This window comes from Bacillus sp. ISL-47 (genome assembly GCF_018613175.1).
Taxonomy (GTDB): Bacteria; Bacillota; Bacilli; order Bacillales; family Cytobacillaceae; genus Cytobacillus.
This window is the reverse complement of record NZ_JAGGQS010000036.1, coordinates 16,108-41,288: the sequence shown is the minus strand read 5'-3', so window position 1 is coordinate 41,288 and position 25,181 is coordinate 16,108. Positions and strand designations below refer to the sequence as shown.

Here is a 25,181-nt window from a genome sequence, read left to right as displayed (position 1 = left end):
GTTCAAGTCTTAGTATAGGGTTAAGAGTATACTTCTATTATAAAAGGTTTGTGAATAGATGTCTATACCAGTTGATGTAAATATACAGTTGTTTATATTTGGTCTATACAACTAAAATGAAAAAGGATAGGGAGCAACAAATGAACGTGGCTTTCTATCCTTTTTATTGGGTTCGCTGATAAATCCAAAATCCCGATTCTATCCTAGTTTGAATGAAATTCTGCTATTGCTTGACGCAAATAGCCGTTATGCTTTTCCAAAAGCTCTGCCGCTGCTTCGCCTTTTAATCCGGTTAAGATTTGCAGGATGGCAGCCTTCGTATTATGCTTTTGCTCCAGCAGAGCGGCTTTGGCTTCCTCATCAGATGCGCCTGTTGCCATTTTGACGATATTTTCAGCCCGTTTGAACAGCTTTTCATTGGTCATTTGCACGTCTACCATCAGATTCCCGTACACTTTTCCGAGCTTGACCATAGACGCCGTCGTAAGCATGTTCAATACCAGCTTTTGCGCAGTTCCTGCTTTCATGCGTGTGGAGCCGGTCACCACTTCCGGACCCGTGATCGGCGCAATTGTATATCTTGAGATTTTCTCCATCTCGGAATCCTTTGTACAGGCGACCGAAACGGTAACAGCTCCGACTTCGTTTCCGTATTGAAGCGCTCCGATTGTGTATGGAGTGCGTCCGCTTGCTGCGATTCCGACAAGCACATCATTCTCAGTCAGGCTGATATCCATCACATCCTGGCGTCCTTGCGCACTGTCATCTTCAGCGCCTTCAATCGCTTCGGTCATCGCTTCTTTACCGCCGGCGATAATGCCGACAACCATTTCAGGATCGGTTCCATAGGTTGGGGGACATTCGGAAGCATCAATAATGCCAAGCCTTCCGGAAGTGCCGGCACCCACATAAATGAGACGGCCGCCTTTTTTAAAACTATCCACAATTTCATCCACCACTTTTACAATATGGGGAATTTCCCGTGCGATGGCATTGGGAACAATTGTATCCTCCTGATTGATGATTGTAATAATTTCTTCCGTTGTCATTAAATCAATTTCCATTGTTTTTGGATTTCGCTGCTCGGTATTAAGCTTCGTAATATTCATCATGAATCCCTCACTATTAATTGAAATTTTGTTCCCGCTTTGATTTCAGCCAAAAGAGGAAGGTCTTCCTCTATGACTCCGGCAACCACATTGACGCGTTCATCCCGCGGCAGGTCTGCCAGAGCAATTTGCAATTCGCCAGCATAGCGGCCGTATAGAACATTATCCACCGTCACCATGCCTTTATTACGATCCAACTGGTTAGCAGGTTCCAGTTTTGTTTGTCCCTGCTGGGCATATGATCTTGATTCCACTGATCGGACCACATCCCTGGCAGGGTCCATGCGGTTTGTATGGATTTGTTTAAAAAGGTCTTCATGGTGCTGCCCGCCAAGAGTCTCGATGCGAAGAGGAATCACACCCTCTGCGATATTGGCTAATTGCATCAATGTCTCATCATTTACCGAATGGTCACCGATTAATACTTTATTCGTATAACAGCTGTTCATTAATTCAGCAGCTGCCGCAGCAGGGGAGAAGCCCCGATGTTTTTCCAAAGTCGGCAGTCCTGAGAAAACAGGTCCGCGCCGTTCGCCGTCACCGGCAACAAACGCCATCGTTTTGATGCCCATTCCTTTTAAAAACTGATTTCTTTTGATTAAAAAATCTCTATCCAGACCTGTTTCAGGACGCGGGTAAAAGTTATGCCATGCCTCTACATTGCTTGCGTTTAAGCCAAGATCGAGCCACTCTTGCAGCTCCTCTGCCGAAATGGTGCTCGCATTTAGTCCAAGTTTCATTTTTTTCGAGAGTTCAACCATTTGAGCAGAAGAAAAGCCGTAATCAGCCCGAATGCCAGCCAGGCCCCAGTCAAGAAGGGTATCAATCGATTTCCAATTTAAGCCCAAGTGGCCTAATGATTGCGGAGAAACATCCGCCAGCAGCTCCATATCATGCTGTTTGGCCAAAGCACCAAGCTCCTGCAGCAAATCCTTATATGTACTGTGGTCGTCTTCAGGAATATGGAGGGAAGTGAAGATGGATTTTAACCCAAAAGAAGCTGCTTTCCCAATCCATTCCGCATTTTGTCCCTGCCGTTTATCAGATAAATAGACTGATATTCCAAGCATCGTGCTCACCCCAATATAAGTTTGAATTTTTAAAAAATATGCCCTCATAAGTAAAGAAGGAGGAATCGCTCCTCCTTCTTAATTTGTTTTGGCTCTGTTAAATTTGCCTGTTGATTTCAGCACGAGGCACTCGCTTTCCGCGGGCAGTCCGACGCTCCAATCAACAGGGTGCTAAAAAACTAAGCTATAACAGAGCCTTTGTTTTAAATATTTTTCGCCATTTCTTCCTTGAATCCGAACATCCATGTGAACAGGAAGCCGAATGCATAGGCGATTAGTAAACCGATTAGGTACAATACTATTTGATGTGTGTGAACGAGGAAGGCAAGCGGTATGCCTGAAACCCCGATTGCAATCGTGGCAATTTTAAAGAACGCCTGGAAGGCCCCGCCGACAGCAGCTCCTAGACATGCTGTTAAGAATGGGCGTCCCAATGGAAGGGTTACCCCGAAAATCAGCGGTTCGCCGATGCCGAGAATTCCAACTGGAAGACCGCCTTTGATAACTTTTTTCAGACGGGCATTCTTTGTTTTGAAATAGATGGCAAATGCAGCACCGACCTGGCCTGCGCCGCCCATTGCCAGGATTGGCAGAAGCGGGTCGTCGCCGATTGTATTGATTAACTCCATATGAACCGGTGTTAAACCTTGGTGCAAGCCGGTTACAACAAGCGGAAGGAATGTTCCGGCAAGTACTAATCCGGCTAGGACGCCGCCAATATCCAAAATGCCAAGCAACCCTTTTGTAATGATATCTGACAGGAATCCGCCAACAGGCTGCAGAATGAAAAACGTAGCAAATCCTGTAATTAATAAAGCAAGAGTAGGTGTTACAATAATATCAACAGCTGATGGGACCACTTTGCGGATTCTTTTTTCTAAAAAGGCGATCAGAGCAGCAGCCAGCATGACGCCGATTAATCCGCCTCGCCCAGGAACAAGCGCTTCACCGAAAAGAGTAATATTCGCAAGGCCCGGGTTGATTAACAGGATACCGGCCGCACCACCAAGAGCAGGCGATCCGCCAAACTCCTTCGCTGTATTAATACCAACGAACACGCCCAGGTAACTGAATAATCCCCAGCCAATTAAGCTCAGCATCTGTACTAGAGTTGATTCCGGATCTGCACCGGAGCGGATCACTACGTTTGTAATCCCCGCGACCAAACCGGATGCAACAATCGCCGGAATCAGCGGGATAAAGATACTGGCAATCTTTCTTAAAAATAATTTGAATGGAGTGGCATTTTTCTCATTGAGTCCGGCTTTTGTACGGGCAGCCAGACCTTCCAATGAAGTATCAATCTCTTCGTCATCATCCACAGACGCCACATTCATGCCCGTCATTTTTGATACCTCGTCAGCCACCTTTGTGACAATTCCCGGTCCCAGAATGATTTGCAGTGTTTCTGCTTCAACAACGCCCATAACTCCGTCAATATCCTTGATGCCTTCGAGGCTGACCTTGCTTGCATCAACCGGTTTCACACGAAGACGGGTCATGCAGGAAGCCAGTTCCGCGATATTTCCGGTGCCGCCCAACTGATCCGTAATCTCTTTCGCCAAGCGCTCTTCTTTACGCATGAGCTTTTCCCCCTCTTTTTAAAATAGAATACAAGTGCAAGAAACAAATATAAAAAGACAATGAATCCGCTTACATAATAATATTACCAACTAACAGTATAGTTGTCTATACCATTTATGTATATTTTTATATTGTTAAAGATTTCGAGGCTGTCTTACCATAACTATACGCTGTCCCATGTGAAAAATTGTCCATTCCGTTGCCGATTAAGCAAAAGGGCCTATAACATCCTTAAACTTTTGTAAAATTCGCTATCAGAAATTTGGTTCTGCGTTAAAAAGTGCTAAAATAAAGTGAAACTTCCGACAGCCTGTTTTAGCCTGAGTTCTATTCCGGGCCTTTACGGACAGGACAGTTAATTCATAGAAAAGGATAAATTGTTCTCTTCTATTAAAAAATGTGAATTTTACTGTCCGTTAATCAGCGATAAGAGGAACTATTATAGGACATAAAACTATTTTCATCCGAGAAGTGCCAGCATAAAGGAGGAGCTTAACTTGGTAAAAGTTCGCACAAAAGATATTATAGAAAAATTCGGTCTTGAGCTGATTGCCGGGGAGGAAGGCATTAACCGGCCGATTACGACGAGTGATATCTCTCGGCCAGGCCTTGAGATGGCGGGCTATTTTGATTACTACCCGGGAGAAAGGGTTCAGCTGCTGGGGAAAACGGAGCTAACCTTTGCGGAAAAATTAAACGATACAGACCGGGAAAGCCGACTGGAACGTTTATGTACGGATATTACGCCGGGCATCATTATCACAAGGTCGCTTGAAATTCCGGAAGAGCTGATCGAAGCTGCTGAACGCGAGTCTGTACCTCTTCTTCGCACAAAGCAGAAAACAACCCGTTTTTCCAGCTTGCTGACCAACTTTCTTGAAAGCAAGCTTGCTCCTACGACTGCAGTCCATGGCGTTCTAGTCGATATATATGGTGTAGGGGTGCTGATTACTGGTAAAAGCGGTGTCGGTAAAAGTGAAACAGCTCTTGAGCTTGTAAAACGGGGCCATCGTCTTGTTGCAGATGACTGTGTGGAGATTAGACAGGAGGATGAAGATTATTTAGTCGGAAACTCGCCGGAACTTATTGAGCATTTGCTTGAAATCCGCGGCCTTGGCATCATTAATGTTATGACATTGTTTGGAGCAGGGGCAGTCCGCAGCTATAAGAAAATCTCCGTTGTGATGAATCTGGAGCTGTGGGATCCGAAAAAGCAATACGACCGCCTCGGCCTTGATGAAGAAAAAATGAAAATCATCGACACGGAAATCACAAAGCTGACGATTCCAGTCCGACCTGGGCGTAACCTTGCTGTTATCATTGAAGTTGCGGCCATGAACTTCCGCCTAAAACGTATGGGCATGAATGCAGCCGAACAATTTACCAGCCGCTTGTCTGATGTCATTGAAGACGGCGATCATGAGGACCGTTAAGTTTGCTCTTCATTTTAATCAAACGTTTGATTGAAGTCTGATAAACGGCTTCATGAAAGGAATTAAGTGCTATAAATAGAGGAAGCAAAACTTAGATAACTGTCTAGCTCCAGGCGCCATCGGCTCGAGGGCATAAGCGGGCGCCTTGCGCTTTTTAGAGAAGGAGAAGTGATCATGGAAAACAATATACAGCCGCTTGATCCGATTGCCATTTCCCTTGGACCGATCCAAGTACATTGGTATGGCCTTATTATCGGGATCGGCATTGCGTTGGCTCTCATCATTGCAATGAGGGAAGGGGAGAGAAGGGGACTCCCTAAGGATATTTTTGCAGATTTAATGCTTTGGGCCATTCCCATTGCTATTATTTCAGCACGGATTTATTATGTTATCTTTCAATGGGACTTTTACTCGCAGAACCCGGGCGAGATTATAAAAATATGGAATGGCGGAATTGCCATTCATGGAGCTCTAATTGGTTCCGTCATCACCGCTTATATTTTTGCGAAAAACAAAAAGATTTCCTTCTGGCAGCTTGCTGATGTTGCAGCGCCAAGTATTATTTTAGGTCAGGCAATTGGACGCTGGGGCAACTTTATGAACCAGGAAGCACACGGCGGGGAAGTCAGCCGCGCCTTTTTGGAAAATATGCACCTGCCTGAATTTATTATTAACCAAATGTATATCAATGATGCTTATTATCATCCAACGTTTTTATATGAATCAATTTGGAATATAATTGGGTTTGTTATTCTTATATTATTAAGAAGAGCGAATCTGCGCCGCGGAGAGCTTTTCCTTACGTATGTGATCTGGTATTCAATCGGCCGTTTCTTCGTGGAAGGATTGCGGACTGACAGCCTGATGCTTACAGACACATTAAGAATTGCGCAGACGATTTCAATTGCTCTTATTATCGGCGCGCTTGCTCTCATTTTCTATAGAAGAAAAACAGGGTTGGCAGACGCCCGCTATTTGGATAAAGCATAGAAAATATAAACGAACAAGGGAGAAAAGAAATGCTGGTTGAATCATCGAAACGGGGGCTCATGGTTGGCTTAAAGACAACATGGACGCTTGGGAAAGTCATTTTTCCGGTCACGCTGATCGTGGCAATGCTGCAGCATACGCCAGTGCTTCCATGGGTTATCAAGCTGATCACACCCCTTATGAATCTGATTGGGCTGTCAGGGGATGCAGCCATACCGCTTGTATTGGGGAATTTTTTGAATTTGTATGCCGGGATCGGGGCGATTTTAACGCTTGATCTCACGGTAAAAGAAGTTTTTATTATCGCAGTCATGCTGTCTTTTTCGCATAATATGCTGATTGAAACGGGAGTAGCCCTAAAAGTCGGCGTCAAGCTTTGGGTTGTTTTAGCGGTAAGATTCGGTCTTGCGTTCATAAGTGCGGCAGTCATTCATTTAACCTGGCAGGGAGGTTCGGAAACGGCCAAGTACGGATTCATCCCTGCAAAAGAAGAGCAGGTATCCGGATTAGTCCCAATCATGATGGATGCACTGCAAACAGCACTACTTGGGATTTTCCAGCTTGCCATAATTGTTATACCGCTTATGGTGGCTATTCAAATTTTAAAAGACAAACAATGGCTCGCTGTTTTTTCAAAATGGATGGCGCCTGTCACTAGGGCGCTGGGTATGAAAGAAAATACGTCGACCACTTTGGCGGCTGGCTTGCTGATTGGTCTCGCCTACGGGGCGGGCGTCATGATCCAGGCTGTCAAGGAGGATGGTGTCAGCAAAAAAGATGTTACGATCGCATTTATATTCCTCGTAGCCTGCCACGCTGTTGTGGAGGATACGCTGATCTTTGTTCCTCTGGGCATTCCAATCCTGCCGCTCCTGCTCATCCGCCTGGGGGTAGCAATTGTGCTGACACTGGTTGTCGCAATAATTTGGAACCGTGCTGATCTGGCAAAAAGAAAGGAAGCAACATATGAGTATTAACACGATTTTATTTGATTTAGACGGAACATTAATCGATACAAATGAATTAATTATTTCATCATTTTTGCATACGCTGGGGCAATATTACCCGGACAGCTATCAGCGTGAGGATGTTCTCCCGTTTATGGGGCCAACGCTTCATGAGACATTTGAATCGATCAACCCGGAGAAAGTGGAGGAAATGATCGCTGTTTACCGGGAGTACAATATTAAAAATCACGATGTCCTTGTGAAGGAGTTTGAAGGCGTATTCGAAACAGTACGGACTTTAAAGGAATCCGGCTACAAGCTGGGCATCGTAACGACCAAGGTTTCCAATGTAGTAGAAAAGGGCTTAAAGCTGACGAATCTTGATCAATTTTTTGATGTGGTTGTGACGCTTGATCATGTCGAAAATCCGAAGCCGGATCCGGAGCCCATTATAAAAGCGTTGAATTTATTGGAGGCAAAGCCGGAAGAGGCGATCATGGTGGGCGATAACTCACACGATATTGAAGGCGGGAAAAACGCCGGCACGAAAACGGCCGGAGTAGCCTGGACGGCAAAAGGACGCGAGTTTCTGGCCCGCTTTGAACCTGATTATATGCTCGACAACATGGCTGACCTGCTTGATATCCTTGAGGCAGAAAAGCAATGAGAAAAACGGAACGTTACCCAGTCGAGGGCGGCAATTCTCTCTGGCATGTGTATAAAACCGTTCCGTTCTGGAAGGTCGTCAAAAACTTTGCCGTCATCCAGCTGGCGCGCTATACACCGTTTCTCGGCATGAAGAACTGGCTCTACAGGACCTTTTTACGAATGAAGGTCGGGGACCAAACGTCATTCGCACTCATGGTCATGCTGGATGTCATGTTTCCGGAAAAAATCAGCGTCGGCCGCAACACGGTTATCGGCTATAACACAACGATTCTGGCACATGAGTACCTGATCAAAGAGTATCGTCTCGGCCCAGTTGAAATTGGCAGCGAAGTCATGATCGGCGCCAATTCGACAATCCTTCCGGGTATCACGATCGGTGACGGAGCCATCGTATCCGCGGGAACGCTCGTCCACAAGGATGTTCTTGCCGGCGCCTTCGTCGGCGGCAACCCGATGCGGGTTATCTACACAAAAGAAGAACTCGCCGCTCGCTGGGCGGACGATCCGATATATGGCATGACTGAGGAGAAAGCTCCGCTGGCATAGGCTGGCGGAGTTTTTTTATATGCTTGAAACAGAAAAGTTCCAAAACCGCCTCAGATTAAGGGGTGGCGCATAAATTCGAAAAGTGACGCAAAAAACACGGAAAGTGATTCATATATTTTAAAAGTTGCACGTAAATTCGATGAACCGGTTCATATCTGTAAAAAGTGACGCATATCGGTCTTCAGAAGCATTAGATTGGAAGCAAAATTAGATGAATTTATAAGGCTGTTTTAGTAAAGTTTGCTGTTTTTTTAGGCTATATATTTTAACAACTGAGTTGATTGTAGCGGAGGGCGCTTGACTCCTGCGGGAAGTGAGGGAAGTGTGAGACCCCACAGGCGAAGCCGAGGAGGCTCGCACCCTCCCCGCGGAAAGCAAGTGCCCGCAGCGGAAATCAACGGGCAGGATTTATAAATAAAAACTATGAGGAAAGAGCCATTTATAAAGCTGCCATGTAAGCTTGTTAAAAACCGAGACAAGTCGCCAAACATACTTAATAAACCAGCAGAACCAATCAGCAAGATTGATCTCAGCATCAAGCTCCATATTCAAACCGAAGAAAAAACGCTATCGGCTCAAATAACCTCTCCTATAAAAGCGCAAACTAAAGCAAAAGCTCCTTTTTCGAACCAAAAAGGAGCCTTTTTTATGCAGGATCATCATTTTCTCCAACCTATTGGTTGACGTCACAAACGAACCGCGTTACACTACATATAACTTCAATTTGTTACCATATTAGCGAACTAAAGGATTCGGAATTTTTTAGTCATAGAGGTGAATACTTTTGAGCCGATTATTTATGTTTGAAAAACCATTAGGCATGAGAGATACATTACCTGATTTGTATGAAAGAAAAGCTGCAGTCAGGTCATCCATTCAGGAAGAAATGAAGCGCTGGGGCTACCAGTTTATTGAAACGCCTGCGCTTGAATATTACGAAACAGTGGGAGCGGCTTCTGCTATTCTTGATCAGCAGCTGTTCAAGCTCCTTGACCAGCAGGGGCATACACTTGTACTGCGCCCGGACATGACCGCTCCAATCGCGAGGGTGGCGGCTTCACGCCTGTTAAAAGATGAGCTGCCGATCCGGCTGGCTTATTCCGCAAATGTTTACCGCGCTCAGCAGCGGGAGGGCGGACGCCCGGCCGAGTTTGAGCAGATCGGCGTTGAGTGTATTGGCGACCATACGATAAGCGCAGATGGAGAAGGAATGGCCCTGATGATTTCTTCCTTAAAAGAAGCAGGACTCCAGAACTTCCAGCTGTCTGTCGGCCATATCGGTTTTGTGCGCGAATTCTTCCAGCAGATTCTTGGGACGGAAGAAAGAGTTGAAAACTTAACCAGATTTTTATATGAGAAGAATTATGTGGGGTATAGGGAGCATGTAAAAAGCCTCGCCCTTTCATCCATCGATAAACAAAGGCTTCTCGACTTCCTTAAATTAAGAGGCGGAGAAGAAGTGATTGAAATGGCTTATGGCCTTCTCGAAAACGGTACAGGCAAAAAGGCCCTAGCCGAGCTGCAGCAGCTATGGGGAATCATGCTTGATTACGGTCAGGAGGACACGGTTAAATTTGATTTAACGCTTGTTAGCCATATGAGTTATTATACGGGCATCCTGTTTGAAGTTTATGCCGGAAATGTCGGTTTTTCGATTGGAAACGGCGGCCGCTATGACCTTCTGCTACAAAAATTCGGAAAAGACACTGGAGCTACCGGATTTGCGATCAGGCTGGACCGCCTGCTTGAAGCGCTTGAAGATAACAAAGCAGCTGAACCGGTTTACTGCATTTTATATAGCCCGGAGCGCCGAAAAGAAGCATTCCAGCTTGCGAGTGAACAGCGATCCGCTGGAAAGAAAGTCGTCCTCCAGGATATCAGCGGCGTGAAGGATCTTGATGCCTGTACGAACCAGTATGAGGATATTACCTTTTTAGTCGGAAAAGCTGGAAAGGAGAGCGTAAAATGAGTGACGTTTTAACGATTGCAATGCCGAAGGGCCGCATTTTCGAAGAAGCTGCCGAATTGCTGCGCCAGGCGGGCTTCCAACTGCCTCCTGAATTTGATGATTCGCGCAAGCTGATTATAGATGTGCCGGAAGAAAAATTCCGGTTTATCCTTGCAAAGCCGATGGATGTGCCAACCTATGTGGAGCATGGCGTTGCAGATCTTGGAATTGCCGGGAAGGATGTTATGCTCGAGGAAGAACGTGATGTGTATGAGCTGCTTGATTTAAAAATCAGCGCCTGTTATCTTGCGGTTGCTGGCCTGCCAAACACAAAGCTTAACGATGTTGCTCCTAAAATCGCAACAAAGTATCCGCATATCGCGGCTGCCTATTTCCGCGAGCAGGGAGAGCAGGTTGAAATCATTAAGCTGAACGGATCCATCGAGCTGGCTCCCATGATCGGGCTTGCAGATCGAATCGTTGATATCGTTTCAACCGGCCGTACTTTAAAAGAGAACGGACTCGTTGAATACGAAACGATCGTGGGAATCACCTCAAGGCTGATTGTTAATCCTGTCAGCTACCGCATGAAGGACGAACGAATCAGCGAGCTGGTTAGCCGGCTGACAGAAGTTATTTCAGGAGAAGAAATAAGCTCTTAAAAGGATGTAGAACCCTATGAAAATTTTAAAAGTAAATGAGCAGGTTTCGATTAAACGGTCTGTTGATAATGGTACAGAGGATCAGCGGGCAATTGTTAAAGGTATCATTGAAGCGGTCCGCCAAAATGGAGACCAGGCTTTGAAAGAATACACGGAAAAATTTGATGGCATCTCCCTTGATGCTTTTGCGGTGACACAGGCTGAGATGGAAGAAGCCTACAGCCAGGTGGATGAAGAAATCCTAGAGATCATTAAGGAAGCTACTGATAACATCAAGTCCTTCCATGAAAAACAGCTGCGTCCATCCTGGATGACAACCGAGGAAAATGGCACAGTCCTGGGGCAAAAGATTACACCGCTTGATTCCGTTGGGTTGTATGTTCCAGGCGGAACGGCGGCATATCCTTCATCCGTACTCATGAATGTCATTCCTGCAAAGGTGGCGGGCGTCAAGCGGATTGTGATTACTTCGCCCCCTGATAAAAAGACCGGCAAGCTGCCTCCAGCGGTTCTGGCAGCCGCACATATCGCAGGTGCGGAAGAAATCTATAAAGTTGGCGGAGCCCAGGCGATTGCCGCCCTTGCATATGGTACTGAAACGATTGCTTCAGTCGATAAAATCACTGGACCAGGAAATATTTTCGTAGCCCTCGCCAAGCGTGAAGTTTTTGGCGATGTGGATATCGATATGATCGCAGGCCCAAGTGAAATTGCGATCCTTGCAGATGAGACGGCACACCCTGATGAGGCTGCAGCTGATCTTTTATCACAGGCCGAGCATGATCCTATGGCGAGTGCGGTGCTCGTTACACCATCGCCTGCTTTGGCAGAAGCGGTTTCAGCAGAAGTTGAACGCCAGCTTGCTGAGCTGCCGCGCCAGGAAATTGCCGCTCAGTCCATCGGGAATTATAGCGCTATTTATGTGACGGAAAGTATGGATGAAGCGGTTGAAACGGTTAACAGTCTCGCTCCGGAACACCTTGAAATTTTAACAGAGAACCCGATGGAGCTTCTCGGACAAATCCGGCACGCAGGCGCTATTTTCCTGGGAAGATTCAGTCCGGAACCGGTCGGCGATTATTTTGCTGGCCCGAACCACGTCCTGCCGACGAACGGAACCGCTCGTTTTTCAAGTCCGCTAAACGTGGAGGATTTTCAAAAGAAATCAAGTATTCTTTTATATAGTGAAAAAGCTTTAAGAAGCAATGGCGAAAAAATTGCGGCATTTGCACGACTCGAAGGGCTTGAAGCCCATGCCCGCTCCATTGAAACAAGACTAAGAAAATAAGCTGGAGGAATAATCATGGCCAGAACTGCAGAAATTTCCCGTAAAACAAACGAAACAAATATCTCACTTTCCTTAAATATAGATGGGGAAGGCAAAAGCGACCTGGAAACAGGTGTACCTTTTATGACGCATATGCTTGACCTGTTCGCCAAGCATGGGCAATTTGATTTGAACATTGTTGCCAATGGGGATACGGACGTTGATGACCACCATACGACAGAGGATATCGGCATTTGCCTTGGACAAGTGCTGAAGGATGCTTTAGGTGATAAAAAAGGCATCAAGCGCTATGGCAACGCTTTTGTTCCAATGGATGAAGCTTTGGCTCAAGTTGTGGTTGACCTCAGCAATCGCCCGCACCTGGAAATGCGCGCTGAGTTTCCAAGCCAAAAGGTTGGCACGTTTGATACGGAGCTAGTGCATGAATTCCTCTGGAAGCTTGCACTAGAAGCAAGAATGAACCTGCATGTGATCGTTCACTACGGACAAAATACACACCATATTATTGAAGCGATTTTTAAAGCGCTCGCTCGTGCTCTTGATGAAGCAACGACTATTGACCCGAAGATTAAGGGAGTTCCATCAACGAAAGGGATGTTGTAAATGATCGGCATCATTGATTACGGAATGGGGAATCTCTTTAGCGTCAGCAAAGCGCTTGAACGCTTGGAAGTGCCTTATTTTCTATCTGAAAATAAAGATGAGCTGATGAAGGCAGATGGATTGATTTTGCCTGGAGTCGGCTCCTTTAAAGATGCAATGTCCATCTTACATTCAACAGGCCTTGCTGATCTTGTAAAAGAATATGCAGAAACAGGGAAGCCGCTGCTTGGTATTTGCCTCGGGATGCAGCTTTTGTTTGATGATAGCGAAGAGAATGGGCTGACAGAGGGTTTGCAGCTCTTGCCCGGCCATGTAAGACGTTTTCCAGGCGCAACAGCTGCAGGCGAAACGTATAAAGTGCCTCATATGGGCTGGAATCGCCTTGAATTCTTACATAGCTCTCCCATTTTAAATGGGCTTGAAGAAAATTATGTTTATTTCGTCCACTCTTATTTTGTGGATACAAATGATAAAGAAGTTGTCATCAGCAGAAGCTTGTATGATGTCGAAGTGCCGGCAGTTGTCGGCAGGGGTAATGTGTTTGGCATGCAATTCCACCCTGAAAAAAGCAGTACGCTCGGAATGGCGCTGCTGCGCAACTTTACCAAGCTGGCTGAAGAAAGGATGTCTGTGAAATGAGTTTTACCATTTATCCGGCAATCGATATGAGAGGCGGCAAGTGCGTCCGGCTGCTGCAGGGTGATTACGATAAGGAAACCGTGTATGGCGACTCTCCGTTTGATATGGCAAAGAAGTTTGCTGAGGAGGGTGCGGACTGGATTCATATGGTAGACCTTGATGGAGCAAAGGACGGGAAGCGAGTAAATGATGAGTATGTAATCCAGGCTGCCCGCGAGCTTGGCGTTTCTGTCCAAATCGGCGGCGGAATCCGTACGGAACAGGACATCCTGCATTATCTCGAAAATGGCGTTACCCGTGTGATTATCGGAAGCATCGCTGTTTCCAGCCCTGAGTTTGCAATCGAAATGATTAAGAAGTACGGAAAGTCCATTGCTGTCGGGCTTGATGCGAAAAATGGCTATGTTGCGACACATGGCTGGCTTGAAACCTCTGAAGTAAAGGCAGTTGACCTTGGAAAAAGATTTGCAGGCGCGGGAGCGGAAACGTTTATTTTTACGGATATCGCAACGGACGGCATGCTATCAGGACCAAACATGGAAGCGGTTCGCCAGCTTGCAAAAGAAACAGGTAAAAACGTCATCGCATCCGGCGGTGTCAGCCAGCTGGCTGATTTGGCTCAATTAAAAGATTTCGTTTCTGAAGGTGTTACCGGGGCAATCGTTGGAAAGGCCATTTACGAAGGGCGCTTTACGGTGGCGGAAGCACTGAAAGAGGTGAAGGAATCATGCTGACAAAACGCATTGTTCCTTGCCTGGATGTTAAAGACGGCCGTGTTGTAAAAGGAATTCAGTTTGTTCAGCTGCGTGATGCCGGAGATCCGGTTGAGCTTGCCCGATTTTATGATGAACAGGGTGCTGATGAACTGGTATTTCTCGATATTTCAGCGTCTCATGAAGGCCGGAAAACGATGGTGGAAGTCGTTAAGGCGGTTGCTTCTGAGCTGGCCATCCCCTTTACAGTCGGTGGCGGCATTAATGCGCTCGAAGATATGAAGCGGATTTTGCGCGCGGGGGCCGACAAGGTTTCTCTTAATACAGCTGCTGTAAATAACCCTGATTTAATTACAGAAGGTGCGAACTTTTTCGGATCTCAGTGCATTGTTGTAGCGATTGACGCGAAATATGATGAAGAGCTGGGTTCCTGGCGCGTGTACACACATGGCGGCCGGACACCAACTAAACTTGAAGTCATTGCCTGGGCGCGCGAAGCTGCTGAACGCGGCGCCGGCGAAATTTTACTGACAAGCATGGATTCAGACGGCGAGAAAAAAGGCTTCGATCTTAAGCTTACGAAAGCAGTCAGTGAAGCTGTTTCGATTCCGGTAATCGCATCCGGCGGCGCCGGCAATGCCGATCACTTTGCCGAAGCATTTATCGATGGAAAAGCAGATGCCGCCCTGGCAGCATCGATTTTTCACTATAAAGAAACATCTGTTGCAGAAGTGAAAGCTTATATAAAGGAAAAAGGGGTGGTTGTCCGATGAATATGGAGAGCGTGAAGTTTGACGAAAAGGGACTAATCCCTGCTGTAGTACAAAATGCGAAGACTAAAGAAGTTTTAACACTCGCTTATATGAACCAGGAGTCTTTATTGAAATCAGCGGAAACAGGCGAAACCTGGTTCTTCAGCCGTTCCCGCAATGAGCTTTGGCACAAGGGGGCAACAAGTGGAAACACGCAGAAAATCGTTGAAATGAAGCTTGATTGCGACCAGGACGCCATTGTGGTATTGGTTGAGCCAGCAGGGCCTGCCTGCCATAAAGGAACAGAAAGCTGCTTTGAGGAAAGAGTATACGGGGAAGAAGCTAGCGGACCTGCATCTGATTTATCTTCATACGAAATTCTCTACACACTTGAAAAAGTCATCGCAGAACGCGAAAAGACACGTCCTGAAGGAGCTTATACGACCTACCTCTTTGAAAAAGGCGTCGATAAAATCCTGAAAAAAGTCGGCGAAGAATCGGCGGAAGTTATTATCGCTGCGAAAAACCGCGATAAGGAAGAACTAAAATGGGAATCAGCCGACTTGATCTATCACTTAATGGTACTCCTGCGTGAACAGGACCTGCCTTTTAATGAAGTTTTGAAAGTATTAAATAAGCGGCACGATAAGAAAAGTGAACCGGCCTCCGAATAAGGGAGGGCGGTTTTTTTGTATCTCCGGCTGCAAACTTGTTACATCAAGGAGTGACGCATATTTTTAAAAAGTGAAGCATATTTGCCACAAAGTGACGCATATATCCACAAAACTGATTCATAAATCGTGAAAGTGATGCATAAACCATTTTTCATACGATAATTAGTCCGAATTAGTCCGTAAAAAAGGTATTAATCCTTTTTTTATAGAATTACTAAACGACATTATATAAAGGAGTGATAATTTGATAGTAAAAAAACGAACAATTCCAATAAAAATCTTAAAGAATAATGCGCTGCTCCGGCGTCTCCCAAACAACAGTTCAAAAATCCCGGAAATTATGAGTGACCTGGCAAAGCGCATGGCCGGTTACAGAGGCGAACAGGCTTTGGACTTCCACTTAAGTAAGCTTCCAGAAAAAGACTATCATATTTTTCATGGTCTTCGTCTTACAAATGGCATTTATTTTTTTCAGATTGATACCCTTATTCTTACGACACGCTATGCTCTCATTCTTGAAATAAAAAATTATGCAGGTGTTCTTTACTTTGACCCTGTATGCAACCAGTTAATTCAAACGAATCCTGCCGGTGAGGAAAAAGGTTATGCCAACCCGATTGAACAGGCAAACCAGCAGCTGCAAGAGCTGAAAAAATGGGTAAACAAAAGAAATATTCCACTTCCAATAGAATTCCTCGTTGTTATAAGCAAGCCGTCCACCATCATTAAAACAACTCCCAATTACACTCGTATTCTCCAAAGAGTTAAACATGTCCAATACTTGAACAGTGAAATAGAGAAGATCAATCAATCTTATAAAGAGCTGATTGATACCAAAGAAATAAAAAGAATCTCCCACCAGCTTAACAAAGAACATCAGCCTGAGACATTTGATGTCCTTAACTATTATAAAATTCCCTTTAATGAAGTTAAAACGGGAGTCATTTGTCCTTCCTGCCATTCCCTGTCCATGAAACGCCAATATGCCACTTGGTATTGCCAGACATGCAAAATAGCTAATAGAGATGCCCACTATCAAGCAGTCATCGATTTATTCCTTTTAAACAATGACCAGCCAGTATCTAACCATGAGATCCGCCAATTTCTTGGGCTGGCCTCACGCACTACTTCATTAAAAATCCTCCTGTCCCTCAACCTCCCCCATACCGGCACAGGCAAAGGCCGCCGCTATCTTCCGCCGCCCCGCTATCAGGACATTCCCCATATAGATATCCAGCTGTATTAAACTGCTGCAATAACCCTTTAAAACATAACAGCGGTAAGATTTCCAATAAAAAAATCCTGCTGGAAACACTAATGTGATTTCATCCCTTCTCCGCAGGCTTGTTCATATGATATACTACTTTAGTTACTAACATTAATGGAGGATTTCATGAGCAAAGACTCTAAGGCTAGACACCAAAAAGGAAAGTTACTGTCATTTATCCCGACAGGTGAGTACTATTTTTCCAAAGGAATTAAGGCGTACCACCGCAGGGATTTTCATAAAGCGAAGAAATACTTAATGCGTGCGATGCAGCTAGAGCCGGGTGAACCGATGATTGTTTGTCAGCTGGCGATTGTCCATTCCGAGATGGGCGAGTATCAGGAATCAAATCGATTGCTTCATATGATACTGGAGGAGCTTGATGAGGATATGGTGGAGTGCCATTATTTCCTCGCAAACAATTATGCTCATTTGGGTCTTTTTAAGGATGCTTATCAGCATGCAAATACGTATCTTGATTTGGATCGGGACGGAGAGTTCACGGAAGATACAGAGGATCTATTGGATTTACTGACGCTTGAGGCGGATGATTTGGATGAGGATCTTTACGAGCAGGATGATCTAATTACGAAGCAGGAGCACGCACGAGAATTGCTTGAGTCCGGGCATTTTCCGAAAGCGGTGGAGATCCTGAATTCGGTAATTGATGAATATCCGGAGTATTGGTCCGCATACAACAACCTGGCATTGGCGTATTTTTACCTGGGTGAGGTCCAAAAGGCCTCCGATATTCTGGAGAAAGTTCTTGAGGAAAATCCGGGAAATCTTCATGCTCTTTGCAACAAGCTTGTTTTTGCCTTTTATGAGCGTGATTTCAGGCAGGTGCGTTTATTAAAAGAGGCCCTGAAAAAAATAAAGCCGCTTTCGGTTGAACATCAGTTTAAACTGGGTGCGACTTTTGCGTTAACAGGTGAATACGATGCTGCTTTTTCATGGCTGCGCAAGCTTCAGAAAAAGGGCTTTGAAGGGGACGGTCCCTTCTATTACTGGCTGTCTTACTCAGCTTATTTTACCGGCAGGGAAGAACTGGCGAAATCTGCATGGAAGAAAGCAATCGAAATCAATCCGGAGAAGGTTGGCTTTGAACCTTGGAATGATGAAAAAGTAACGAACAGCGGTTTTGAAGACCACTATTCGTCCATTCTGAAAAAGCTGGAAAGCGATTATATTGAAGAGCGCTTATTTGGACTTTTCCTAACGTCCGTTTCCAGCAGAAAAAATGACATTTTGGCATCAGACGCAATGGTCGAAAATGGCAGGTTCACACAAATGGAAAAGGATTATCTTTCATTTGTTAAGAACGAGCAGGAAACGCCGAACGGCGTACAGGATGCGCATAAAACGGCCGAGCTGCTTTATGAAAACCATCATCCAATCGGTACAGTGGAAGCCGGGTTATATTTAATGTGGTTTACCATTTTTGTTGAAATGACAAATAACCAGCAGAACGTTAAAAATAAAGAAGCCTGGGCCGCTGCCATTGAATATGTGTGGCATAAGCTCCGCAACGAAAAGGTTTCACAATCAAAAATAGCCGGCAGGTACGGAATTTCCGCTTCAACGATGGGCAAATATGTGAAATCTGTGAACGACCGTCTTCAGTGAGCAGATTTTTGGACGAAACACTCTTGGATTTTATAGGATAGCAGTAAGAAGGTCATACTATAATATGCGTAATAAAGGACTATTTAATAATAAACCTTGCGGATATTACAGGAGAGCAGATTACTGAAGGAGTGAATCGTTGTGAGTGAAGAAAAAATTTATGATGTCATTATCGCTGGAGCAGGTCCGGCCGGAATGACAGCTGCTGTCTATACATCCCGTGCCAATCTGTCTACATTAATGCTTGAACGCGGTGTTCCAGGCGGACAAATGGCGAACACAGAAGAAGTTGAAAACTATCCTGGTTTTGATCATATTTTAGGGCCGGATTTATCTACAAAAATGTTTGACCATGCGAAAAAATTCGGCGCTGAATACGCTTATGGTGATATTAAAGAAGTGATTGACGGCGAAGAGTATAAAACAATTGTTGCCGGATCCAAGCAATACAAAGCGCGTTCCGTCATTATTTCAACTGGTGCGGAGTACAAGAAGCTTGGCATTCCTGGAGAAAAAGAACTGGGCGGACGCGGTGTGTCATATTGCGCGGTCTGTGATGGTGCTTTCTTTAAAGGCAAAGAGCTTGTTGTTGTCGGCGGCGGTGACTCCGCTGTTGAGGAAGGTGTTTATTTAACTCGCTTCGCATCCAAGGTGACAATCGTACACAGACGTGACGAACTTCGCGCGCAGGCCATACTGCAGCAGCGTGCTTTTGATAATGAAAAAGTTGACTTCATCTGGAATACAACTGTTAAAGAAGTCAATGAAAAGGACGGCAAAGTGGGCAGCGTAACACTTGTGTCTACTGAAACCGGTGAAGAAAGGGAATTTAAGGCAGACGGTATTTTCATTTATGTCGGCATGGTTCCTCTATCCAAGCCGTTTGCAAGCCTTGGCATTACAAACAGCAATGGCTACATTGAAACAAATGAGCGTATGGAAACGAAAGCGGAAGGCATCTTTGCTGCCGGCGACATTCGAGAAAAATCCCTGCGCCAAATCGTAACGGCTACTGGCGATGGAAGTATCGCTGCTCAAAGTGCCCAGCACTATGTTGAAGAACTAAAAGAAAGCCTTAAAGCGAAAAATTAATCTCAAAAAGCTGCACATCGCCCAAAAGGGGTACGTGCAGCTTTTTTTATTAGAAAATTTAGCCACCTCGTGCAAAGATTAACAAAAAGTCATGTTGTTTTAATTCTCCTGTAACCTGTGTGAAATAAATATCGGGTAATATAGGAATAGAAATTGACCCCCTTTTAAAGATATAATCCTTTGTAAAGCACAGGCACTTGGCCTGTGCTCTTTTTTTTGCATTGGGAAGTTTATATGGAGAGAGGCTTACGGAATCAAGTCTTGCCAGCGGTTTGCGAAGTACTCAACAGGCCCCTCCGGTATTCTTTTTAACTTTCTTTATTGGAAATCTGTATTCATTGTGGCTGTAAGACAAAAATAGTATAATGAAAGGAATAAAGAAAAGCGTTAGCCGGCTTTTACATAAAGCGATTCCGTGCAAAAGCAGGTAACGGAATGATTCGGATAAATTAGAGGTGAATAGTGTTGCAGCGAGTCACGAATTGTGTGTTATTAAAAGATGATCAAGTATTGCTTTTGCAAAAGCCCAGACGAGGCTGGTGGGTGGCGCCGGGCGGAAAAATGGAGCCGGGCGAATCAGTAAGGGACTCGTGCATCCGTGAGTTCAGGGAAGAAACCGGGATCTATCTCCGCAATCCCAATATAAAAGGGATTTTTACCTTTATCATGAAGGATGGCGATAAGGTTGTACAGGAGTGGATGATGTTCACGTTCCTGGCCACAGCCTCCGATGGTTTAAATGTGGATGAGTCCGAGGAAGGCAAGCTTCGCTGGCATCCGTTTTCGGAGATAAAAAATCTGCCGATGGCTGCTGGTGATTCACATATATTGGAATATATGATTCACGGCCAGGGCATGATTTATGGAACGTTTACGTACACGCCAGACTTTGAATTGATCAGTTACAGGCTGGATCCTAGCTGAATTTTGACATAAACAGGGGGAAATAGAATGAGTACGGGTGCTGTGAATGATACTCAAATGGTCATTATTACGGGAATGTCGGGGGCCGGCAAGACGGTAGCCATTCAAAGCTTTGAAGACCTTGGCTTCTTCTGTGTCGATAATTTGCCGCCGACACTGCTGCCGAAGTTTCTTGAACTGATGAAGGAATCAGGTAATAAGATGAATAAGGTAGCATTAGTGATGGATTTGCGCGGGCGTGAATTTTTCGATCATTTGTTTAAGGCTTTGGATGAGTTATCGGAGACCTCATGGGTTACCCCGCAAATTCTTTTCCTGGACGCGGATGATTCGACATTGGTTAGAAGATATAAGGAAACCAGACGATCACATCCCCTTGCTCCATCCGGATTGCCCCTGGAAGGAATTAAGCTTGAGCGGGAGCTGCTGGAGGAGTTAAAAGGAAGGGCCCAGCTTATTTATAACACTTCCCAAATGAAACCAAGAGAATTGCGTGAAAAAATTCTTACGGAATTTTCATTAAATAAAAAGACAATCTTTACTGTCAATGTGATGTCCTTTGGCTTTAAGCATGGAATACCGATTGACGCAGATCTTGTATTCGATGTGCGTTTCCTGCCAAATCCTCATTATATCGAGCATATGAGGCCGAAAACTGGTTTGGATGAAGATGTTTCCAGCTATGTGCTGAAATGGACGGAAACAAGTAAATTCCTCGAGAAGGTTACGGAGCTGCTGAGCTTTATGCTTCCTCACTATAAAAGGGAAGGAAAGGCCCAGCTCGTTGTGGCGATTGGCTGTACTGGAGGCCAGCACCGTTCGGTAGCATTGGCAGAATATATAGCCAATTATTTTAAAAAGGACTACCACACGGCTATCACTCATCGTGACATCGAGAGGAGAAAGGAAAACACCAAATGAACAGACAGCCTAGAATTGTCATCATCGGAGGCGGAACAGGATTGCCCGTTCTCCTGCGGGGATTAAAGAAGCATCCTGTTGATATTACTGCGATTGTGACAGTAGCCGATGATGGCGGGAGCTCAGGAAGATTACGAACGGACCTTCGCATCCCTCCGCCTGGGGATATCCGTAATGTACTGGCAGCTCTATCAGATGTGGAGCCGCTGATTGAAGAGATGTTCCAGCATCGCTTTGCGACATCCAATGAGTTATCCGGCCATTCACTCGGTAACCTGATTCTTGCAGCCATGACCTCGATTACAGGCAATTTTGTCCATGCCATTCAGGAAATGAGCAAGGTTTTAAATGTACGGGGAAAGGTTCTGCCGGCTGCCAATCAAAGTGTTGTGCTGCATGCGGAAATGGAAGACGGGACAATCGTTTCAGGTGAATCGAAGATCCCTTACTCCGGCAAAAAAATTAAACGGGTATTCTTAACGCCTAAAAATATTAAAGCCCTGCCTGAAACACTGCAGGCAATCAGACAGGCAGATATGATTATTATTGGGCCTGGCAGCTTATACACAAGCATACTTCCAAACCTGCTAGTGCCTAAGCTTGGCAGCGAGGTTTGCCATTCGAAAGCCAAAAAAGTGTATATATGCAATTTAATGACACAAGCAGGAGAAACGCTTGACTATACAGCCAGTGACCATGTGAAGGCGTTATATGACCATATGAGCTGTGCGTTTATCAACACGATTCTTGTCAATAATGAAGAAATTCCTCAGCATATCCAGGAACGGTATAGCGAGGAAATGGCTAAGCCTGTTGTTTATGATACAGGTGCACTGACCGAACTGGGCCTTGAGATTATGCATGGCGAGATTGTCAGCCACGAAAATGGGATGATTCGCCATGATACAAAAGAAGTTGCCCAAATGCTCTATAATTTGCTTTTAGATGAAACCAATAAGCGTTTTAACGCGTAATATATATGTGTGCAAAGGCTAAGCCGATGATATTTAAATGGTGCATACGCTTGCACTGGAAAGAATATTATTTCTAAAGAATAGTTTTTATCCTGGCTTCAGTTTTTGCAGATAGGGGGTGAAGGGATGTCTTTCGCTTCGGAAACGAAAAAGGAATTGACGAACCTGGAAATAAAAGATTGCTGTGGAAAAGCGGAATTATCCGCACTCATCAGGATGAATGGATCACTTTCTTTTTCAAATAAAAAATTGATCGTGGATATTCAGACGGAAAATGCGGCAATCGCAAGAAGGATTTACACACTGATAAAAAAGAACTATCAAGTTCAGGTTGAGCTGCTTGTCCGCAAGAAAATGAGATTGAAAAAGAACAATGTTTATATTGTCAGATTGAACGAACAGGCAAGCATGATACTTGATGACCTGAAAATTTTAAGCGAGGGATTCGTTTTTACACACGATATTTCGGGTGAGCTTATTAAAAAGAAATGTTGTAAGCGTTCTTACCTGCGCGGCGCATTCCTTGCCGGGGGGTCAGTTAATAACCCGGAAACCTCATCCTATCATCTTGAAATTGCTTCGCTTTATAAGGAGCATAACGACGCTCTGTGTGAATTAATGAATACGTTCGGACTGAACAGCAAAACACTCGAACGGAAAAAAGGATATATCACGTACTTAAAGGAAGCTGAAAAGATAACCGAATTCCTGAACATTATCGGTGCCCACTCTGCATTGCTGCGCTTTGAAGATATCCGGATTGTGCGGGATATGCGAAATTCGGTTAACCGTCTCGTAAATTGTGAAACAGCGAACTTGAACAAAACCATCGGTGCAGCGCTGCGACAGGTTGAAAACATTCGGTTCATCGACCAGACAGTCGGCCTGCAGATTCTGCCTGACAAGCTAAGGGAGATCGCCGAATTGCGTGTGGCGTATCAGGATGTCACATTGAAAGAGCTTGGGGAAATGGTCTCAGGCAGCAATATTAGTAAATCGGGCATCAATCACAGATTAAGAAAAATAGATGAAATAGCTGATAAACTCCGAACAGGAGAAACGATATCACATCATTAACAAGGAGTCAGCAGGGAGGAGATAAACATGGCGGAAAAACAGGTTGAAGTTAAGCTTAAAACAGGATTGCAGGCACGTCCGGCAGCATTATTTGTTCAGGAGGCAAATCGGTTCTCATCCGATATCTTCCTTGAAAAGGACGGCAAAAAGGTAAATGCGAAAAGTATTATGGGGCTTATGAGCCTCGCAGTCAGTTCCGGGTCTGTGGTTACCTTAAAAGCAGAAGGAAACGACGAAAACGAAGCGATCGAAGAACTGGCAAAATACATTCAGAAGGAAAATTAAAACAACTCGCATCGGGAAGATGCGAGTTGTTTTTTATCTTATTTATCTTTCTTTTCTTCCAGGGAATTGCGGGTAATAATCTGATCAACCAGACCGTATTCAAGCGCTCTTTCAGCTGTCATGAAGTTGTCGCGGTCAGTGTCTCTTGCAATCACTTCAAGCGGCTGTCCTGTGCGCTCTGAAAGGATCGTATTCAGCTTTTCGCGAAGGAATAGAATGCGCTTTGCAGCAATTTCAATTTCTGTCGCCTGGCCCTGTGCACCGCCAAGTGGCTGGTGAATCATAACTTCACTGTTTGGAAGGGCAAAACGCTTGCCTTTTTCACCTGCAGCAAGCAAGAAAGCACCCATTGATGCAGCCATACCGATACAAATCGTCTGTACCTTTGGCCTGATAAATTGCATAGTATCATAAATAGCCATACCAGCTGTGATGCTTCCGCCAGGGCTATTTATGTAAATAGAAATGTCTTTCTCAGGGTTTTCAGCTTCAAGGAATAACAACTGGGCAACAATAGAGTTAGCCACATTATCGTCGATTCCGCTTCCCAGCATAATAATGCGGTCTTTTAAAAGGCGGGAGTAAATATCATAAGCGCGCTCCCCGCGGTTTGTTTGTTCAATAACTGTAGGGATTAAGTTCATTTTCAAATTCCTCCTTTAAAATAAGGGTTCAACATACAATGTGAACAAGCATGTTCTTCCAAGTGAAGAAAATTTTAAGCTGTCTAGCTTCAGCGCCTAGCTCCTCGAGTCATAAGCCAAATCACTCCAGAAATCAGGATTTCCTGCGTGATTCGTCTTATGCTTGTCGGACTTGCACAGGATGGGCTGGCTTCAACGTTCGCCACAGGACGTGGCGGTCTTTAGTTGAAGTTCATCTAGAAGGCGCTTCCGCATTTCGTTCTGTATGTACTATCATGATACACTCATGGTCAATTAAGGTCAAACAAATCGCATGGAAAGCCAGGCATATTCGTTCGACATCATTTTCTTTGTTGTCCTTTTCCATTCCATGATACCCATTGCTCCAATTTTTAAACAAAAGTATGCTTGCAAAGTTAAGGAACATATCATATAATTAGTAATCGTAACGGCTGAGCGCTTGGTCAGCCTGTGATTAACATATCTGCCCTCGTGGTGCAACGGATAGCACGTAAGATTCCGGTTCTTGAGATGTGGGTTCGATTCCTGCCGAGGGCGCTGCCAAAACTCCTTGTCTGATATGGACAGGGGGTTTTTATTTTGTCCGTTTTCCCCAATTGAACATAAAAAATTTATCCACACATAAATCGGTGATATCCACACAGAAAAACTTTTATCCGCACATAAATTCTCTTATCCCTTCTAATACCGCTTAATACTAAAGCTCTGTTAAATTTGCCTGTT

Annotated in this window: 25 protein-coding genes and 1 tRNA gene; 22 read left to right on the top strand and 4 right to left on the bottom strand. The window is 44.9% G+C overall.

Going from position 1 to position 25,181, the window contains the following annotated elements:
• Nucleotides 1-203 precede the first annotated feature (203 nt).
• The 3 genes from murQ to J7I93_RS12895 all read right to left on the bottom strand — a co-directional run bounded on the left by murQ (nucleotide 204) and on the right by J7I93_RS12895 (nucleotide 3,762).
• A complete protein-coding gene (gene murQ, locus J7I93_RS12905) occupies nucleotides 204-1,109 on the bottom strand; it encodes an N-acetylmuramic acid 6-phosphate etherase (RefSeq protein ID WP_214726333.1) in 906 nt (301 codons plus the stop codon).
• Nucleotides 1,109-2,179, bottom strand: a complete 1,071-nt coding sequence (locus tag J7I93_RS12900) for a DUF871 domain-containing protein (RefSeq protein WP_214726269.1) — start codon at nucleotides 2,177-2,179, stop codon at nucleotides 1,109-1,111. The genes murQ and J7I93_RS12900 overlap by 1 nt, the downstream gene beginning before the upstream one ends.
• A gap of 203 nt (nucleotides 2,180-2,382) precedes the next feature.
• The gene (locus J7I93_RS12895; RefSeq protein ID WP_144540736.1) at nucleotides 2,383-3,762 is read right to left on the bottom strand and encodes a PTS transporter subunit EIIC; all 1,380 of its coding nucleotides are present in this window, start codon (nucleotides 3,760-3,762) and stop codon (nucleotides 2,383-2,385) included.
• A gap of 498 nt (nucleotides 3,763-4,260) precedes the next feature.
• Between J7I93_RS12895 and hprK the strand changes: the two genes are divergently transcribed.
• From hprK to J7I93_RS12790, 21 genes are all read left to right on the top strand, one after another.
• Nucleotides 4,261-5,196, top strand: coding sequence for an HPr(Ser) kinase/phosphatase (gene hprK, locus J7I93_RS12890; RefSeq protein ID WP_214726268.1), 936 nt, complete (start codon nucleotides 4,261-4,263; stop codon nucleotides 5,194-5,196).
• A 174-nt stretch (nucleotides 5,197-5,370) separates the two neighbouring features.
• Entirely contained in the window at nucleotides 5,371-6,186 is an 816-nt protein-coding gene (gene lgt, locus J7I93_RS12885) for a prolipoprotein diacylglyceryl transferase (protein WP_214726267.1), read from the top strand.
• 29 nt (nucleotides 6,187-6,215) lie between these two features.
• Nucleotides 6,216-7,163, top strand: a complete 948-nt coding sequence (locus J7I93_RS12880) for a nucleoside recognition domain-containing protein (RefSeq protein ID WP_214726266.1) — start codon at nucleotides 6,216-6,218, stop codon at nucleotides 7,161-7,163.
• Nucleotides 7,153-7,800, top strand: coding sequence for a pyrophosphatase PpaX (gene ppaX, locus J7I93_RS12875; protein WP_214726265.1), 648 nt, complete (start codon nucleotides 7,153-7,155; stop codon nucleotides 7,798-7,800). The genes J7I93_RS12880 and ppaX overlap by 11 nt, the downstream gene beginning before the upstream one ends.
• A complete protein-coding gene (locus tag J7I93_RS12870) occupies nucleotides 7,797-8,348 on the top strand; it encodes an acyltransferase (protein ID WP_214726264.1) in 552 nt (183 codons plus the stop codon). Before ppaX ends, J7I93_RS12870 begins: the two co-directional genes overlap by 4 nt.
• 784 nt (nucleotides 8,349-9,132) lie before the next feature.
• Nucleotides 9,133-10,317, top strand: coding sequence for an ATP phosphoribosyltransferase regulatory subunit (locus tag J7I93_RS12865; protein ID WP_214726263.1), 1,185 nt, complete (start codon nucleotides 9,133-9,135; stop codon nucleotides 10,315-10,317).
• Nucleotides 10,314-10,958 carry an ATP phosphoribosyltransferase gene (hisG, locus tag J7I93_RS12860; protein ID WP_214726262.1) on the top strand — a complete coding sequence of 215 codons (645 nt, stop codon included), beginning with the start codon at nucleotides 10,314-10,316 and terminating at the stop codon, nucleotides 10,956-10,958. The genes J7I93_RS12865 and hisG overlap by 4 nt, the downstream gene beginning before the upstream one ends.
• Nucleotides 10,959-10,974: 16 nt before the next feature.
• The gene (hisD, locus tag J7I93_RS12855) at nucleotides 10,975-12,246 is read left to right on the top strand and encodes a histidinol dehydrogenase (RefSeq protein ID WP_214726261.1); all 1,272 of its coding nucleotides are present in this window, start codon (nucleotides 10,975-10,977) and stop codon (nucleotides 12,244-12,246) included.
• A gap of 15 nt (nucleotides 12,247-12,261) precedes the next feature.
• Nucleotides 12,262-12,849: an imidazoleglycerol-phosphate dehydratase HisB gene (gene hisB / locus J7I93_RS12850; RefSeq protein WP_214726260.1), complete on the top strand. Its 588-nt coding sequence runs from the start codon at nucleotides 12,262-12,264 to the stop codon at nucleotides 12,847-12,849.
• Nucleotides 12,850-13,488, top strand: coding sequence for an imidazole glycerol phosphate synthase subunit HisH (hisH, locus tag J7I93_RS12845; RefSeq protein WP_214726259.1), 639 nt, complete (start codon nucleotides 12,850-12,852; stop codon nucleotides 13,486-13,488). It begins immediately after the preceding gene.
• Nucleotides 13,485-14,222: a 1-(5-phosphoribosyl)-5-[(5-phosphoribosylamino)methylideneamino]imidazole-4-carboxamide isomerase gene (hisA, locus tag J7I93_RS12840; protein WP_214726258.1), complete on the top strand. Its 738-nt coding sequence runs from the start codon at nucleotides 13,485-13,487 to the stop codon at nucleotides 14,220-14,222. The genes hisH and hisA overlap by 4 nt, the downstream gene beginning before the upstream one ends.
• Entirely contained in the window at nucleotides 14,216-14,974 is a 759-nt protein-coding gene (gene hisF / locus J7I93_RS12835; RefSeq protein WP_214726257.1) for an imidazole glycerol phosphate synthase subunit HisF, read from the top strand. The genes hisA and hisF overlap by 7 nt, the downstream gene beginning before the upstream one ends.
• Nucleotides 14,971-15,627 (top strand): bifunctional phosphoribosyl-AMP cyclohydrolase/phosphoribosyl-ATP diphosphatase HisIE, encoded by a 657-nt coding sequence (gene hisIE / locus J7I93_RS12830; RefSeq protein WP_214726256.1) that lies wholly within the window; start codon nucleotides 14,971-14,973, stop codon nucleotides 15,625-15,627. The genes hisF and hisIE overlap by 4 nt, the downstream gene beginning before the upstream one ends.
• A 244-nt stretch (nucleotides 15,628-15,871) precedes the next feature.
• Complete coding sequence (locus J7I93_RS12825) at nucleotides 15,872-16,873, top strand: nuclease-related domain-containing protein (RefSeq protein ID WP_214726255.1); 1,002 nt, start codon at nucleotides 15,872-15,874, stop codon at nucleotides 16,871-16,873.
• 147 nt (nucleotides 16,874-17,020) lie between these two features.
• Complete coding sequence (locus J7I93_RS12820; protein ID WP_214726254.1) at nucleotides 17,021-18,520, top strand: tetratricopeptide repeat protein; 1,500 nt, start codon at nucleotides 17,021-17,023, stop codon at nucleotides 18,518-18,520.
• A 141-nt stretch (nucleotides 18,521-18,661) separates the two neighbouring features.
• Nucleotides 18,662-19,612, top strand: coding sequence for a thioredoxin-disulfide reductase (gene trxB / locus J7I93_RS12815; protein ID WP_214726253.1), 951 nt, complete (start codon nucleotides 18,662-18,664; stop codon nucleotides 19,610-19,612).
• A gap of 465 nt (nucleotides 19,613-20,077) precedes the next feature.
• Entirely contained in the window at nucleotides 20,078-20,536 is a 459-nt protein-coding gene (locus tag J7I93_RS12810; RefSeq protein WP_026582041.1) for an NUDIX hydrolase, read from the top strand.
• A 27-nt stretch (nucleotides 20,537-20,563) separates the two neighbouring features.
• On the top strand, nucleotides 20,564-21,457 hold the full coding sequence (rapZ, locus tag J7I93_RS12805; protein WP_214726252.1) for an RNase adapter RapZ: 894 nt from the start codon (nucleotides 20,564-20,566) through the stop codon (nucleotides 21,455-21,457).
• On the top strand, nucleotides 21,454-22,431 hold the full coding sequence (locus J7I93_RS12800; RefSeq protein WP_214726251.1) for a gluconeogenesis factor YvcK family protein: 978 nt from the start codon (nucleotides 21,454-21,456) through the stop codon (nucleotides 22,429-22,431). Before rapZ ends, J7I93_RS12800 begins: the two co-directional genes overlap by 4 nt.
• Before the next feature lie 126 nt (nucleotides 22,432-22,557).
• Nucleotides 22,558-23,508 carry a DNA-binding protein WhiA gene (gene whiA, locus J7I93_RS12795; RefSeq protein WP_214726250.1) on the top strand — a complete coding sequence of 317 codons (951 nt, stop codon included), beginning with the start codon at nucleotides 22,558-22,560 and terminating at the stop codon, nucleotides 23,506-23,508.
• A 27-nt stretch (nucleotides 23,509-23,535) separates the two neighbouring features.
• Nucleotides 23,536-23,793 carry an HPr family phosphocarrier protein gene (locus J7I93_RS12790; RefSeq protein ID WP_214726249.1) on the top strand — a complete coding sequence of 86 codons (258 nt, stop codon included), beginning with the start codon at nucleotides 23,536-23,538 and terminating at the stop codon, nucleotides 23,791-23,793.
• A gap of 38 nt (nucleotides 23,794-23,831) precedes the next feature.
• Here J7I93_RS12790 and clpP read toward each other — a convergent pair whose 3' ends face one another.
• Nucleotides 23,832-24,437 (bottom strand): ATP-dependent Clp endopeptidase proteolytic subunit ClpP, encoded by a 606-nt coding sequence (clpP, locus tag J7I93_RS12785; protein ID WP_214726248.1) that lies wholly within the window; start codon nucleotides 24,435-24,437, stop codon nucleotides 23,832-23,834.
• A 486-nt stretch (nucleotides 24,438-24,923) separates the two neighbouring features.
• Between clpP and J7I93_RS12780 the strand changes: the two genes are divergently transcribed.
• Nucleotides 24,924-24,995, top strand: a tRNA-Arg gene (locus J7I93_RS12780).
• Nucleotides 24,996-25,181 lie beyond the last annotated feature (186 nt).